Source organism: Mycolicibacterium thermoresistibile, assembly GCF_900187065.1.
GTDB classification, from domain to species: domain Bacteria; phylum Actinomycetota; class Actinomycetes; order Mycobacteriales; family Mycobacteriaceae; genus Mycobacterium; species Mycobacterium thermoresistibile.
This window is the reverse complement of sequence record NZ_LT906483.1, coordinates 1,449,304-1,464,484: the sequence shown is the minus strand read 5'-3', so window position 1 is coordinate 1,464,484 and position 15,181 is coordinate 1,449,304. Positions and strand designations below refer to the sequence as shown.

The following is a 15,181-nucleotide window of genomic DNA, read 5'->3' as shown; positions in this document are numbered from 1 at the left end:
CGAACGGAAACCCTGTCATGGCAATCAATCTCGAACTTCCCAAGAAGCTGCAGGCGGTCGTGCAGAAGGGGCACCAAGGCGCCGCCGAGATGCTGCGACCGATCTCGCGCAAGTACGACCTGCAGGAACACGCCTACCCGGTCGAACTCGACACCCTCGCCGACCTGTTCGAGGGAATCTCGGAGGCCAAGACGATCTCCTTCGCCGGCGCGGAGGCGTTCGCCGAGGCCGGCAAGAACGGCGACAAGGCCGGCAAGAAGGCCAATGTCAACGGCGGCAACATGTCGGCCGTGCTCAACGTCATCGAGATCAGCTGGGGCGACGTGGCGTTGATGCTGTCGGTGCCGCGTCAGGGGCTCGGCAACGCCGCGATCTCGTCGGTGGCCACCCCCGAACAGCTGGAGCGGCTGGGCAAGGACGTGTGGGCCGCGATGGCCATCACCGAACCCGGGTTCGGCTCCGACTCGGCCGCGGTGTCGACCACCGCCACCCTCGACGGTGACGAGTATGTGATCAACGGTGAGAAGATCTTCGTCACCGCCGGATCGCGGGCCAGCCACATCGTGGTGTGGGCGACTCTGGACAAGTCCAAGGGCCGCGCCGCGATCAAGTCGTTCATCGTGCCCCGTGACCATCCGGGCGTCACCGTGGAACGGCTCGAACACAAGCTCGGCATCAAGGCGTCCGACACCGCGACGATCCGCTTCGACAACGTGCGCATCCCCAAGGAGAACCTGCTCGGCGATCCGGAGATCCACGTCGAGAAGGGTTTCGCGGGGGTCATGGAGACCTTCGACAACACCCGGCCGATCGTGGCGGGGATGGCCGTCGGGATCGCCCGCGCCGCGCTGGAGGAACTGCGCAAGATCCTCACCGACGCCGGGGTGGAGATCTCCTATGACAAGCCGGCCCACGCCCAGAGCGCACCGGCGGCGGAGTTCCTGCGGATGGAGGCGGACTGGGAGGCCGGCTATCTGCTGACCCTGCGGGCCGCCTGGCAGGCCGACAACGGCATTCCGAACTCCAAGGAAGCGTCGATGAGCAAGGCCAAGGCCGCCCGGGTGGCCAGCGACATCACCCTCAAGGCGGTCGAATTGGCCGGCACCGTCGGCTATTCCGAGGAGACGCTGCTGGAGAAGTGGGCCCGGGACTCCAAGATCCTCGATATCTTCGAGGGCACCCAGCAGATCCAGCTGCTGGTGGTGGCCCGCCGCCTGCTGGGCCTGTCGTCGGCCGAACTCAAGTGACCCCCGCCCGCGAACGGGCGCGGAGTCGCACGGGCGCCACCCCGATCGATGTGAGTGCGCGATCTGTGTGAGTGCGCGATCTGTGTGAGTTCGCGGCCGCTCGCACCCCGACGGCCGCTATCGTTCGGGGGTGGAGTCCTTTCCGGCGCTGGTAGCGCGCCGAGACAACGGTCAGATCACCACCGCCGTCGAAACGCTCACCGCGGCGGACCTGCCGCCCGGTGAGGTGACGATCCGGGTGCACTATTCGAGCGTCAACTACAAGGACGCTCTCGCGGTGACACCCGGCGGCGGGGTGGTGCGCGAGTATCCGGTCGCCCCGGGCATCGACCTCACCGGTGAGGTGGTGGCCTCCGAGTCACCCGAATTCGCCGTGGGCGACCTGGTCCTGGCCCACGGCTATGAGATCGGCACCGGACGTCACGGTGGATACGCCGAGTACACCCGGTTGCCCGCCGATCAGGTGGTGGCGCTCGGGTCGCTGACTCCGCGCGAGGGCGCGGCGATCGGCACCGCCGGTTTCACCGCCGCGATGAGCGTGGAGGCGCTGACCCGCTGGGGCATCACCGCCGACGCCGGACCGATCGTGGTGACCGGAGCCTCCGGCGGCGTGGGGTCGGTGAGTGTCGATCTGCTCGCGGCCGCCGGTTTCGACGTCGTCGCCTCGACCGGCAAACCCCATGCCGCGGACCTGCTCACCGGGCTGGGTGCCGCCGAGGTGATCGGGCGGTTGCCGGCCGATCCCCACGCCACACCGAGGCCGCTGAACCGGGCCCGCTGGGCCGGTGCGGTCGACTGCGTCGGCGGGGTGACGCTGGCGGATGTGCTGAGCACCCTGCAGTACGGCGGTGCGGTCGCGGCCGGCGGTCTGACCGGCGGCGCGGCGTTGCACACCACGGTGATGCCGTTCATCCTGCGCGGGGTCGGACTGCTCGGCATCGAGTCGGTGAAGATGCCGATCGGGCCGCGCCGCGAGCTGTGGCAGCGGCTGGGCGGACCGCTCAAACCCGGGCACCTGGCGGAGATCACCCACGAGGTGGACGTCAGGGACGTCATGACCGTCATCGACGAGGTGCGGGCCGGCCGGTTCACCGGCCGCGCGGTGGTGCGTGTGGCGGGCGGCTTCTAGCAGCGAATGTGAGCAACCGCCGGCGCCAACCGTGACGACCGATATCCGTGCAGGTCACGCCGGGTGCGCGAGCCGCAGACGAGACCCGCGAACGCGAGTTGTGCAGCACCGCGGCCCCGGTCACGCTGACGGTATGGATCACCTGAGATATGCGGCGTTTCTGCCCTCCGGATCCCGGTCGCCGGTCGAGCCGGTCTCCACCTGGTGGACGTGGCGGGGCCGGCGCGTCCACATCGCCCGCGCCCGGCGGCCGCAGGCCCCGATGCGGCTCATGGTGTTACACGGCGCCGGCGGGTACTCCGGCGCGCTGTGGCCGGCCGCTGCCCATGCCGCGGGCGGGGACGTCGAACTGCTGGCGCCGGATCTGCCGCTGTACGGCGACACCGTCGAACCCGATCCGGCCGCGGTGCGCTACCCGGACTGGGTGGAGTTGGTGTGCGAGTTGATCCGCCGGGAGACCGACGCCGACGACCGGCCGCTGGCGTTGTTCGGCGCGAGCATGGGCGGACTGCTCGCGTATGAGGCCGCGGCCCGCACCCGGCGGGTGGCCCATGTCGCGGCCACCTGTCTGCTCGATCCCACCGATCCGGCCGCCCGGCGCGCCGCCGCGCGGATGTCGTGGACCGGTGCGGCGGCGCCAGCGGTGCTGCGTGCCGTCGATCCGGTGGCCGGCCGGCTGCGGATGCCGGTGCGCTGGCTGGTGAACATGCCGGCGATGAGCAACGATCCGGCGCTGTCCCGGTTGTGCGCCTCCGACCCCAAGGGCGGTGGGGTGCGCATTCCGCTGGGCTTTGTGGCCAGCTGGATGAACTTCGAGCACACCAGCCCCGAGGAGTTCGACGCGGCACCGGTCACCCTGACCCATCCCGCGGTGGACCGGTGGACCCCGGCCGAGCTCAGTATCCGCTTCCTGCAACGTATTCCGCACCGGACCGAGCTGGTGCTGCTGGAGAACTGCGGCCACTTCCCCATCGAGCAACCCGGACTGGACCAACTGGCCGCCACCCTGCGCGCGATCCGGGACCGGGTGGCCGGCCGCCCGGCGTCCTAGCGGGGTGGCGCAAGCTGCTCGACCAACTGCAGCAGGGGCTCGGCGGCGATCTTGCGGCCCGTCATGACCCGGTGCAGCTGGGCGTCGACGGCGTGCACCAGGGTCTGCGCGGCCAAGGTGGGATCGTCGCCGCCGCGCCCGCACCGGTCGAGGTGAAACGCGACCTCCTCGACGACGCGGCTCTCGAACGCCCGGATCCCGTCCAGCTCGGCGACGGTGCGTGGCGCCACCCGATGCATGAGCGCGTGCAGCGCGGGCCGGTCATTGTGCAGCTCGACCAGCACGTCGATGATCGCCCGCATGCTGTCGTCGAACGGCGGGCACTGCGCCCGTAGCCGGGCGAACTCGGGCTCCAGCCGTGACATCGCCTCGCGCACATGCCGTTCGGCGAGCGCCCGCAGCAGCGCGTCCTTGTCGGCGAAGTACTGGTACAGCGAGCCGATGGAGACACCGGCGCGTTCGGCGATGCGGTTGGTGGTGGCCGCCAGGCCCTCGCGGTCGAAAACCTGCGCGGCGGCCTGCAGGATGAAGTCGACGGTCTCCCGGGACCGGCGTTGGCGGGGTTTGCGGCGCGCAGTCACCTGTTCACTTTCTCAGTCCCGAGAAAACCGCTCCGGAAACCGCCGAGCCGGCGGCCCGAAGGCCGCCGGCTCGCGGATCGTCGGATGTCAGAGCAGGTGGGCCTGCAGGTCCGGGATCATCGCCCGCAACTGGCCACCCCAGTAGGACCACTCGTGGGTGCCGTCCGGCGGGAAGTTGAACACCCCGTTGGTCCCGCCCGCCGCGAGGTAGTTGTCGCGGAAGGTGATGTTGGTGCGGATCGTCAGACCCTCGAGGAACTCCGCCGGCAGCCCGCCGTTGCTCAGCTCACCGGGCTTGCCGCTGCCGCAGTAGATCCAGATCCGGGTGTTGTTCTGGACCAGCCGCGGAATCTGCACCATCGGGTCGTTGCGGATCCAGGCCTCACTGCCGCCCGGGCCCCACATCGGGTCCGGCGAGTAGCCGCCGGCGTCACCCATGGCCAACCCGATCAGGAACGGCCACCAGCCCTCGGAGGGGTTGAGGAAGCCGGACAGCGATGCCGCGTAGGGGAACTGATTCGGGTGGTAGGCCGCCAGGATGAGCGACGACGAACCGGCCATCGACAGGCCCACCGCCGCGTTGTTGGTGGACCGGACATCACGGTTGGCGGCCAGCCACTGCGGCAGCTCGGAGGTCAGGAAGGTCTCCCACTTGTAGGTCTGGCAGCCGGAATGGCCGCAGGCCGGCCCGTACCAGTCGGTGTAGAAGCTGGACTGGCCGCCGACCGGCATGACGGCCGACAGACCCGTGTCCAGGAACCACTCGAAGGCCTGGGTCTCGATGTCCCAACCGTTGTAGTCGTCCCGGGCGCGCAGACCGTCGAGCAGGTACACCGCCGGCGAACCCGGTCCCCCGCTCTGGAACTGGACCTTGATGTCGCGGCCCATCGACGGCGAGGGGACCATGAGGTACTCGACCGGCAGCCCCGGCCGGGAGAACGCACCCGCGGTCGCCGATCCACCGGCCAGCGCCACCGCGCCGGGCAGCAGCAGGGCCGCGATCGCTGCGACGGAGAACCGGCGCACCCAACGGCTACGAAGTTTGTCAAGGAACGTCATAGAGGAATCCATCCATCTTCCGGTTACCGGTAACACGCTCACCCCCGCGATCTCACGCTGATCGCCACAACCGGCAGCGCGGCGCTTTCTTCACCGCGCTGTCACGGCCCGTCCTCCGAGTCTGAAGACGCCGAAGCGCGGGCCCACGTATCACACTTGTCGCGTCAGCAGTAAAACATGCGGCCAGCGATCCACAAAGCCCATTGAAGCCCATCGAAATGCTCTGTACCGAGCCGATACTGTGCCGTGACCTCGAAGACGAAATTGACTTCACCTTTAGATGCGGCCGACCCCGGCCTGCCGACAACACCGCCCGCAACCGTGCCGCGACCGTAGGCTGCGCACCATGACCCGGCCCACAGATCCGAGGAAACCGCAGGTGACCGCCCGGTTGTCGGAGGAAGACTGGATCCAGGCGGGCTTTGCGATCCTGGCCGAGGAGGGCATCAAGGCGCTGAAACTCGATCGGCTCTGCGCACGGCTCGCGGTCACCAAGGGCAGCTTCTACTGGCACTTCGAATCGATGGCCGGTTTCCGCCGCCGACTGGTCGAGTCGTGGGCCGAACTACGGGATCGGGATCGCCGCGATTTCGACGCGCTCGGCGCGCTGCCGCCCCGCGAACGGTTGTCCCGGATGATGACGGCGCTGACCAGCCCCCGGCACTGGATGCTGGAGCGCGCGATGCGGGAATGGGCCCGCACCGACAGTGCGGCCGCCGCCAGCGTGCGCACCGCGGACCGCAGGGTGCTGGACGCCGTCCGGCAGGCGTTCCTCGATCACGGCTTCGATCCCGCGGACGCGGATCTGCGGGCGAACGCCACCTTCGCCGCCGGCATCGGCTTCCTGCACCTGGCCGGGGACCGGCCCGGCGCCCACGGGATCGCCCACCGCGAACGGTTTCTCGAGCTGATGCTCACACCGTGACGGGCGGCCCGCATCGGACGCGCCGCATCGGGGCCTGCCACACAAGTGCCCTCTACGCCTTCTATACGCCTCCATACGACGCCATCCGGCATACGACGCCATCCATACGACGCCATCCATACAAAAAGGTATGGTAGCGTGCCGCGCATGTCGGCCACTGCTGCCCAGACCGCGGAGATCACCGCCGAATTCGTCCAGCGACTCGCCGAGCGCGCCGCCGAAGCCGACGAACTGCGCCGGCTCCCGGCCGCCACCATCGACGACCTGACCGCCTCCGGGTTCACCGAACTACTCGTTCCGGCCCGTTACGGCGGCCGGCAGGCCGAGTTCCCCGCCCTGCTCGACCCCGTCCGCCGGATGGCGCACGGCTGCACCTCCAGCGCCTGGACCATCGGCTTCTTCGCACTGCACAACTGGATGCTGGCGCTGTTCGACGAACAGGCACAGCAGGAGGTGTTCGCCGACCGGCCGGTCCTGGCGCCCGCCCCGCTGGCGCCCACCGGCCGCGGGCTCCCGGTCGACGGCGGGGTCCGGCTCACCGGCCGTTGGTCGTGGGCGACCGGGGTGATGCACGCGAACTGGGTGCTCGTCGGCGCCCTGTGCGGGCCCGAGGACGCGATCTATCCCGCCCTGGCCCTGCTGCCGGCCGCTGACGTGACCGTCGAGGACACCTGGCACACCGTCGGAATGCGGGCGACCGGCTCGGCCGATGTCGTCGTCACCGAGGCGTTCGTGCCCGAGCACCGGCTGTTGCGGGTCACCGACATCTACGCCGGCACCACCCCGGGCGCGGCGCTGCACGACGCGGCGGCCTACCGGTGGCCGATGGTGCCCGCGCTGGCCCTGTTGGCGGCGATGCCGGCGCTGGGCAGCGCCGAACGGGTGACGGATCTGTTCGCCGAACGGCTCGGTCACCGGGTGATCGCCTACGAGGGCGTCGCCCAGCGAGACAAGCCGATCGCCCAGGCGCACCTCGGCCGGGCCCGGGTGCGGCTGCGCGCGTTGCACGGCCTGCTGGCCGACACCGTCGGGCAGATCCAGCAGCTCGTCGCGGCCGGCGACCCGGTCCCCCGCCCGGTGCGCGCCGACGCCCGGCTGGCGGCGGCGCACATCGTGCACGAATCCCGCGCGATCATCGGCGACCTGCTCGCCGCGTCGGGTGCGAGCGTCCAGTTCCTGTCGCATCCGATGCAGCGGTTCCAACGCGATGTCGACGTGCTGGCCGGCCACGTGGTGTTCGACTACGACACCAGCCGCGAACTCGCCGGCGCACTGGAACTGGGTCTCAAGGTCTCGCCGCTCGCCATGATCTGACGGATTCCGGCGGTCTCGCGATCCGGCGCTTGCCCCGGCAGTCGAGATAAAAGTAAAGTCAGTTTTACTTTGTGATCGACCCTACAGTGCGAAGCTGTCGAAGGAGACCCGATGGAGTCGTTCGTCCACCTGCGTAAAGGCCGGACACCGCGGCGGTTGCACGCCGATCTGGACGGCCTGAAAGACGACGAACTGGGCCGCGGCGGGTTCACCGGCCGCACCGCCAATTTCTTCCGCCGCCACGACCCCACAGACTTCCGGGCCTCCGGCCCGCTGCGTCCGATGGACGTGCTGTCCTCGGAACTGAAGCCGGGTGATCTCACCGACCCGGCCGGGGCGCCGCTGCTGTTGTTCAGCAATCCGGACTGCCGCATCTCGCTGTCGCGGCGCAGCGCCGAGATGCCCTTCCACATCCGCTACGTCGACGGCGACCTGTTGATCTTCGTGCACGCGGGGTCGGGCCGGATGGAGACCGAATTCGGGCCGCTGACCTACCGCCCGGGCGACTGGGTGTATCTGCCCAAGGCGTGCACCTGGCGGTTGATCCCCGACGGCACTCCGTCGGCGACGAGCACGCTGCTGATGATCGAGGCCACCGACGAGTTCCGGGTACCGGAGGCGGGTCCGCTCGGCCGGCACTTCCCGTTCGACCCCGCCCAGGTGTCGATCCCCGACCCGGAACCCCACGAGGACGACGGCCGCGACTCCTACGAGGTGCGGCTGATGCACCGGCCGATCGACGGTGTGGACTCGACGACGCTGCGCTACCCGCACCACCCCCTCGACGTCGAGGGGTGGCGGGGCGACAACTTCGCGTTCACCTTCAACATCGCCGACTACAACGTGATCACCTCCGACACCGTGCATCTGCCGGCCACCGCGGGGTTGTTCATGCAGGCCACCGGCGTCTATGTGATGAACTTCCTGCCCAAACCGGCCGAGGGCGCCCCGGGCACCGAGCGCACCCCGTGGTATCACCGCAACGTCGACTACGACGAGATCGCGTTCTTCCACGGCGGATCGCTGTACGGCATCCCGATGCCGCCCGGGCTGATCAGCCACGCCCCGCAGGGGGTGCACCACGGGGCCCCGGAGAAGGCGCGGGAACGGGCCCGGCGCAAGTTCGACGAGTACGACCGGGTGGACTGGCAGGTGATCGCCGTCGACACCCGGCGCCGGCTGGTGCCGTCGGCCGAGGTGCTCGCGAACGACCTGGGACAGCACTGATGACCGACACCGCGAAGGACACCGTGACCACCCCGACCCCCACCAAGCACGAGTACGACCGCATCCCGTATCTGATCGCCTTCGAGAACACCACCGGGGTCCGCGACGTCTACGGCGGGGTCGCCGAACTCGTCGTGCTGGAGAGCCACCTGTTGCGGCCGAAGAACCGGCCGTCCGACACCGTGCTGGTGTTCATGCATCCGATCGGCGGCGGCGCGTACCTGCCGATGATCAACGCGCTGGCCCGCGCCGGCCACCACGTCATCTACTGCAACAGCCGGTTCCGCGGCACCGACTCGGCGCTGTTGATGGAGAAGGTGGTCCAGGACCTCGGCGAGTGCATCAAGGACGCCAAGAACCGGCTGGGGTACCGCAGGGTCGTGCTGGCCGGCTGGAGCGGCGGCGGCTCGCTGTCGGTGTTCTACCAGCAGCAGGCCCAGCATCCGACGGTGACCGCCAGCCCGTCGGGCGACGGTCCGGATCTCACGCGACTGGGGTTGATCCCGGCCGACGGCCTCATGCTGCTGGCCGCGCACATCAGCCGGCACGGCACGCTGACCGAGTGGCTGGACGCGTCGATCCTCGACGAGACCGATCCCACCAAGCGCGATCCCGAACTGGACCTGTACAACCCGGACAACCCCAACCAGCCGCCCTACAGCCAGGAGTTCCTGGACCGGTACCGGGCCGCGCAGATCGCCCGCAACCGCCGGATCACCGCCTGGGTCAAGGACAAACTCGCCGAACTCAGGGCGGCGGGACGCCCGGATGACGAGTTCGCGTTCGTCGTCCACGGCACCATGGCCGACCCGCGCTGGCTCGACCCCACCGTCGACCCCAATGAACGCACGCCCGGCACCTGTTATCTGGGCGACCCGCAGGTGGTGAACATGAGCCCGGTCGGGCTGGCCCGGTTCTGCACCCTGCGCAGCTGGCTGTCGCAGTGGAGCTACGACGACGCCAACGCCGACGGGGTGCGGTGCGGACGCGATGTCGCGGTGCCGACCCTGGTGATCGGTAATCTGGCCGACGACGCCTGCACGCCGAGCCACACCCGGCGGCTCTACGAGGCGATCGGGCACCCGGACAAGGAGATGCACGAGATTCCCGGCGCGAACCACTATTACGCGGGCCCGGATCAGCGGGACAAGCTCCGGCAGGCGGTCACCATCGTCACCGATTGGCTGAATCGGCACGGTCTCTCGCAACCGGTCAAGGAGGGCATGTGACGGTCACCGGGCCACTGGACGGGATCCGGGTGCTCGAGCTGGGCACCCTGATCGCGGGACCGTTCGCCGGGCGGCTGCTCGGCGACATGGGCGCCGAAGTGATCAAGATCGAGCTGCCGGGTGCGCCGGATCCCCTACGCACCTGGGGACAGGCCGAACTGGACGGCCACCACTTCTTCTGGACCGTGCACGCCCGCAACAAGAAGGCGATCACGCTGAACCTGCGGGAACCAGCCGGCCGGGACGTGTTCCTGGAGCTCGTCGAACGCTCCGACATCGTGGTGGAGAACTTCCGGCCCGGCACCCTGGAGCGCTGGGATCTGGGCTACGACGTGCTGCGGTCCCACAACAACCGGGTGATCCTGGTCCGGGTGTCCGGGTACGGGCAGACGGGTCCCGACGCCCACAAGGCGGGTTACGCCTCGGTGGCCGAGGCGGCCAGCGGGCTGCGGCACCTCAATGGATTCCCGGGTGGGCCGCCGCCGCGGCTGGCGTTGTCGCTCGGCGACACGCTGGCCGGCATGTTCGCCGCACAGGGTGCGATGGCGGCGCTGTACCGCCGCACGGTGACCGGCGAGGGTCAGGTCGTCGACGCCGCGCTGACCGAGGCCTGTCTGGCCGTCCAGGAGTCCACCATCCCCGACTACGACATCGGCGGGGTGGTGCGGGGCCCGTCGGGCACCCGGCTGGAGGGCATCGCCCCGTCGAACATCTACCGCAGCGCCGACGGCAGCTGGGTGGTGATCGCCGCGAACCAGGACACCGTGTTCCGGCGGTTGTGCGCCGCGATGGGCCGGCCCGAACTGGCCACCGACGACCGGTTCGCCACCCACACCGCGCGCGGCCGCAATCAGGACGAGCTGGACAAGATCATCGCGGACTGGGCCGCCGAACGCGCGCCGGGCGAGATCATCGACACCCTGAACGCCGCCGGGGTGATCGCCGGACCGATCAACACCGTCGCGGAGGTGGTCGAGGACCCGCAGTTGCGGGCCCGCGGCATGATCGCCGATCACTTCGACGAACGGATCGGGCGTAATGTCAAGGGCCCGGGCGTCGTGCCGGTGCTCTCCGAATCCCCCGGCACCATCCGCAACGCCGGCCCGGCCCGGCCGGGCCAGCACAACGAGGAGATCTACACCGGCCTGCTCGGCAAGACCGCCGCGGAGCTGCGGCAGCTTCGGGCCCAGGGGGTGATCTAGGTGGATCTGCCGGCCAAGGTCGACATCCGCGAGGTGTCGCTGCGGGACGGGCTGCAGATCGAGCAGCCGATCCCGTTGGAGGCCAAGCTGGAGCTGCTGGCGGCGATCGCCGCCACCGGGGTGCGGGAGGTGGAGGCCACCGCGTTCGTGTCGCCGTCGAAGGTACCGGCGCTGGCCGACGCGCCGGAACTGGCTGCCGAACTGCACCGGTTCCCGGACATCGAGTTCTCGGCGCTGGTGGCCAGTCCGAACGGCGCCAAACGGGCCGTCGCGGCCGGTCTGCGCTCGATCGAGTACGTGGTGTCGGCGGCCGACGGGCACAGCCGCGCCAACGTCGGGCGGTCCACCGCCGAGGCGACCGCGCAGATCGCCGACATCGTCGCGATCGCCCACGACAGCGACACCACCGTCGAGGTCATCATCGCCACCGCCTGGGACTGTCCGTTCGACGGACCGACACCGCCGGAGCGGGTGCTGGAGGTGGCCGACGCGGCCACTGCGGCCGGCGCGGACCGGCTGGCGATCGCCGACACGATCGGCACCACCACCCCGGGACGGGTGATCGACCTGATCTCGGCGCTGCGGCCGCGGATCGGCGACACACCGCTGGGCGCACACTTCCACAACACCCGCGGCGCGGGGCTGGCCAGTGCCTGGGCCGCGGTCACCGCCGGGGTGACCCGGCTGGACGCATCGGTCGGCGGACTCGGCGGCTGCCCGTTCGCCCCGGGCGCCAGCGGCAACATCGCCACCGAGGATCTGGTGTATCTGCTGCGCGACAGCGGGATCGACGTCGACGTGGACCTGGGGGCCGCGATCGCCGCCGCCGAGGTCGCCCGCCGCGCGGTGGGCCACGACCTGCCCAGCGCGCTGCTGCGCGCGGGTGACCGGATTCTGGGCTGACCCGGTCCGATGGCAGCCGAGACGCTCAGCTCCAAGGGCCGCCAGACCAGGCTGGCGCTCGAGCAGGCGGCCCGGAAACTGTTCGCCGAACGCGGGTTCCACGGCACCACGCTGGCCGACATCACGTCGGCGGCCGGGAAGTCGCCGGCGGTGTTCTACCGCTATTTCGTCGACAAGGAGGATCTGCTGGCCGCGCTGGCCGAGTCGTTTCTGCGCGAGGTGCTCGCACCGGGCTGGCTGAGCGTCCGGTTGCCGGACTCCCCCGATGACGACGAGTTCTTCACCACGGTGGTCGGCGGCTACTGGAACATGTTCAAACAGAACATCGGCATCATGATCGCCGTCGACCAGCTGGCCGCCACCCAACAGCGATTCGCCGACGTGCAGAACGAGTTTCGCCGTTTCGGGATGGACATCGTGGCGGCGTCGGTGCGTCACGCGCAGCAACAGGGCTACGGCACAGACCTCGACCCGCAACACATCGCCGCGGCGATCGCGTTGATGTTCGAGAACTTCACCGCCGTCTTCGTCGGCCGGGGCGGGCCCGGACTGCAGATCAGCGACGCCGACGCGGTCCGCACGCTGGCCACCATCTGGAAGAAGACCTTGTATGGTTGCTGACCGCCCACGACCGCGCCACCCGGATGCGCGCGGGAAAGGAGACCCCGCCGTGGAATTCGCCCTCCCCGACCATCTGCCGGGGCTGCTCGCCGAGATGGACGCCTTCATCGAGGCGGAGATCAAACCGCTCGAACGCGAGCACATGCAGTACTTCGACCACCGCCGCGAATACGCCCGGACCGACTGGGAGAGCGGCGGTATCCCGCGGCGGGAGTGGGAGGACCTGCTCGACGAGATGCGGCGGCGCGCCGACGCCGCCGGCTGGCTGCGGTACGGGCTTCCGGCCCGGTTCGGCGGACGCGACGGCACCAACCTGGACATGGCCGTCATCCGGGAACATCTGGCACACAAGGGGCTCGGCCTGCACAACGACCTTCAGGACGAATCCTCGATCGTGGGCAACTTCCCGCAGGTGATCATGATGGACCGGTTCGGCACCGAGCAGCAGAAGCAGGAGTGGATCGAACCGATGATCACCGGCGAGCGCTCGATGGCGTTCGGGTTGACCGAACCCAACCACGGATCAGACGCCACCTGGCTCGAGACCCGTGCCGAGCCCGACGGCGACGGCTGGATCATCAACGGCCGCAAGCGCTGGAACACCGGCGTGCACCGGGCCACCCACGACCTGATCTTCGCCCGCACCTCCGGTGAACCGGGGCAGGCCCACGGCATCACCGCGTTTTTGGTGCCCACCGACGCCGAGGGCTTCAAGGTGCCGTTCTACTGGTGGACTTTCAACATGCCCAGCGACCACGGCGAGGTGGAGCTGGACAATGTGTGGGTGCCGGCGGACGCGGTGCTCGGCGAGGTCGACCGCGGACTCGAGGTGGGACAGACCTTCCTGCACGAGAACCGGATCCGGCAGGCGGCCAGCAGCCTGGGCGCCGCGCAGTACTGCATCGACCGGGCGGTGGAATACGCCAACGAGCGGGTGGTGTTCGGCAAGCCGCTGTCGGTCAACCAGGCGGTGCAGTGGCCGCTGGTGGAACTGCAGACCGAGGCGCAGATGGTGCGGCTGCTGGTGTACTTCGCGGCCTGGCACCTCGACCACGACCACCACATGCAGGTCTCCGACAAGGTGTCGATGGCCAACTACCGGGCCAACCGGCTGGTGTGCGAGGCGGCCGACCGCGCCATGCAGATCCACGGCGGCATCGGCTACAGCCGCCACGAGCCGTTCGAGCACATCTACCGCCACCACCGCCGGTACCGGATCACCGAGGGCGCCGAGGAGATCCAGATCAGGCGCGTCGCCCAGCGGTTGTTCGGCTTCGGCAGGCGCTGATGCGGGACCGACTCGCGGCGGTGCTGGCGCCGGTGCTGGGCGAAGGCGTCACGGTCGACGGTCTCACCCGGCTGACCGGCGGCGCCAGCCGCACCACCTGGGCGTTCGATGCGGTCGCCGGCGAGACCCGCACCCCGCTGATCCTGCGGATGGGGCCACCCGACGAGGTGCACGCCGGTATGGAACTGGAGGCCGAGGTGCAGCGGCGGGCGGCCGCCGCCGGCGCCCCGGTCCCGCGGATTCTCACCGCTGACGATTCCACCGCCGCACTGGGGAATCCGTACCTGATCTGTGCGGCGGTGCCGGGTGAGACCATCGTCCGCCGGATTCAGCGCAGCCTCGACGACACCGGGCGGGCGGTGCTGCTGCGCCAGTGCGCTCAGGCGCTGGCGGCCATCCACCGGGCCGATCCGACGGGCGCCGGACTGACCGTGGGCGACCAGCTCACCGAATGGCACCGCCAACTCGACGAGATCGGTGACACCACCGCGACATTCGAGTGGACGTTCCGCCGGCTCGCCGCGGACCGGCCGCCGCCGTCGGAGCCGGTGCTGGTGCACGGCGACTTCCGGATGGGCAATCTGATCGTCGACGGCGGCCGGCTCGCGGCGGTGCTGGACTGGGAGCTCACGCACCTCGGCGAGGTGTACGAGGATCTGGCGTGGTTCTGCATCCGGGCCTGGCGGTTCGGCGCCCCGCGCCACCTCGGCGCCGGTGGGCTGGGCAGCGTGGCGGACTTCCTGACCGCCTACGAGGAGGCCGGCGGTCGCCCGGTGGACCGGCAGACGTTCCGGTGGTGGCTGACGGTCGCCACATTGCGATGGGGGGTCATCTGCCGGTACCAGGCCGAACGGCATCTGAGCGGTCAGACCCGCTCGGTGGAGCTGGCGGCGATCGGCCGCCGGGTGGCCGAAACCGAGTGGGACCTGCTCGATCTGCTGGACCGAGGCGGCCCCGCGGAGAGCCGACAAACACCGATGAGCGCTCGCGCGAAGAGCCGACAAACACCGATGAGCGCTCGCGCGAAGAGCCGGTCCGGCGGCATTCACGGCCGGCCGACCGCGGCCGAACTGGTCGCCGCGGTCGCCGAGTTCCTGGAAACCGATGTTCGCGAGGCCTGCACCGGCTCGGTCAACTTCCACGCCCGGGTGGCCGCCAATGTGCTGCGGATCGTCGAACGCGAACTGCTCGACGAGTCCGTCGCCGCCGACGAGGCGCTGACCGCGCTGGGGTTCTCCGACGAGGCGCAGCTGGCCGCCGCCATCCGGGCGGGCGACCTCGACGACCGGGCCGACGAGCTGACGGCCTGCCTGCGCACCCTGGTGCGGCAACGGCTGGCCGTCGCCCACCCCGGCTATGAGGATCAGTGACCGGGGCCGGACATCCCCTGGACGGCAGACGGGAG

At 69.9% G+C, this 15,181-nt stretch carries 14 protein-coding genes; 12 read left to right on the top strand and 2 right to left on the bottom strand.

The features are described from left to right. Positions 1 to 17 precede the first annotated feature (17 nt). From CKW28_RS06795 to CKW28_RS06785, 3 genes are all read left to right on the top strand, one after another. Positions 18 to 1,247: an acyl-CoA dehydrogenase family protein gene (locus tag CKW28_RS06795; RefSeq protein WP_003927324.1), complete on the top strand. Its 1,230-nt coding sequence runs from the start codon at positions 18 to 20 to the stop codon at positions 1,245 to 1,247. Positions 1,248 to 1,377: 130 nt separating this feature from the next. Then, a complete protein-coding gene (locus CKW28_RS06790; protein ID WP_003927325.1) occupies positions 1,378 to 2,376 on the top strand; it encodes an acrylyl-CoA reductase family protein in 999 nt (332 codons plus the stop codon). Positions 2,377 to 2,509: 133 nt separating this feature from the next. Further along, the gene (locus CKW28_RS06785; RefSeq protein ID WP_003927326.1) at positions 2,510 to 3,427 is read left to right on the top strand and encodes an alpha/beta fold hydrolase; all 918 of its coding nucleotides are present in this window, start codon (positions 2,510 to 2,512) and stop codon (positions 3,425 to 3,427) included. Here CKW28_RS06785 and CKW28_RS06780 read toward each other — a convergent pair. Both CKW28_RS06780 and CKW28_RS06775 read right to left on the bottom strand, forming a co-directional pair. Beyond that, entirely contained in the window at positions 3,424 to 4,008 is a 585-nt protein-coding gene (locus CKW28_RS06780) for a TetR/AcrR family transcriptional regulator (protein WP_003927327.1), read from the bottom strand. The genes CKW28_RS06785 and CKW28_RS06780 overlap by 4 nt on opposite strands. An 87-nt stretch (positions 4,009 to 4,095) precedes the next feature. Next, positions 4,096 to 5,067, bottom strand: coding sequence for an esterase family protein (locus CKW28_RS06775; RefSeq protein WP_040548014.1), 972 nt, complete (start codon positions 5,065 to 5,067; stop codon positions 4,096 to 4,098). A gap of 346 nt (positions 5,068 to 5,413) precedes the next feature. Between CKW28_RS06775 and CKW28_RS06770 the strand changes: the two genes are divergently transcribed. The 9 genes from CKW28_RS06770 to CKW28_RS06730 all read left to right on the top strand — a co-directional run bounded on the left by CKW28_RS06770 (position 5,414) and on the right by CKW28_RS06730 (position 15,146). Beyond that, entirely contained in the window at positions 5,414 to 5,992 is a 579-nt protein-coding gene (locus CKW28_RS06770) for a TetR/AcrR family transcriptional regulator (protein WP_050812068.1), read from the top strand. A gap of 147 nt (positions 5,993 to 6,139) precedes the next feature. After that, positions 6,140 to 7,306 carry an acyl-CoA dehydrogenase family protein gene (locus tag CKW28_RS06765; protein WP_003927330.1) on the top strand — a complete coding sequence of 389 codons (1,167 nt, stop codon included), beginning with the start codon at positions 6,140 to 6,142 and terminating at the stop codon, positions 7,304 to 7,306. 111 nt (positions 7,307 to 7,417) lie between these two features. Next, on the top strand, positions 7,418 to 8,533 hold the full coding sequence (locus CKW28_RS06760; protein ID WP_003927331.1) for a homogentisate 1,2-dioxygenase: 1,116 nt from the start codon (positions 7,418 to 7,420) through the stop codon (positions 8,531 to 8,533). Further along, entirely contained in the window at positions 8,533 to 9,762 is a 1,230-nt protein-coding gene (locus CKW28_RS06755) for an alpha/beta hydrolase family protein (protein WP_003927332.1), read from the top strand. Before CKW28_RS06760 ends, CKW28_RS06755 begins: the two co-directional genes overlap by 1 nt. Further along, complete coding sequence (locus CKW28_RS06750; protein WP_003927333.1) at positions 9,759 to 10,964, top strand: CaiB/BaiF CoA transferase family protein; 1,206 nt, start codon at positions 9,759 to 9,761, stop codon at positions 10,962 to 10,964. The genes CKW28_RS06755 and CKW28_RS06750 overlap by 4 nt, the downstream gene beginning before the upstream one ends. Continuing rightward, positions 10,965 to 11,867 carry a hydroxymethylglutaryl-CoA lyase gene (locus CKW28_RS06745; RefSeq protein ID WP_003927334.1) on the top strand — a complete coding sequence of 301 codons (903 nt, stop codon included), beginning with the start codon at positions 10,965 to 10,967 and terminating at the stop codon, positions 11,865 to 11,867. A 9-nt stretch (positions 11,868 to 11,876) separates the two neighbouring features. Next, complete coding sequence (locus tag CKW28_RS06740) at positions 11,877 to 12,488, top strand: TetR/AcrR family transcriptional regulator (protein ID WP_003927335.1); 612 nt, start codon at positions 11,877 to 11,879, stop codon at positions 12,486 to 12,488. 49 nt (positions 12,489 to 12,537) lie between these two features. Then, positions 12,538 to 13,776, top strand: coding sequence for an acyl-CoA dehydrogenase family protein (locus tag CKW28_RS06735; RefSeq protein WP_003927336.1), 1,239 nt, complete (start codon positions 12,538 to 12,540; stop codon positions 13,774 to 13,776). Then, complete coding sequence (locus tag CKW28_RS06730) at positions 13,776 to 15,146, top strand: phosphotransferase family protein (RefSeq protein WP_003927337.1); 1,371 nt, start codon at positions 13,776 to 13,778, stop codon at positions 15,144 to 15,146. The genes CKW28_RS06735 and CKW28_RS06730 overlap by 1 nt, the downstream gene beginning before the upstream one ends. Positions 15,147 to 15,181 lie beyond the last annotated feature (35 nt).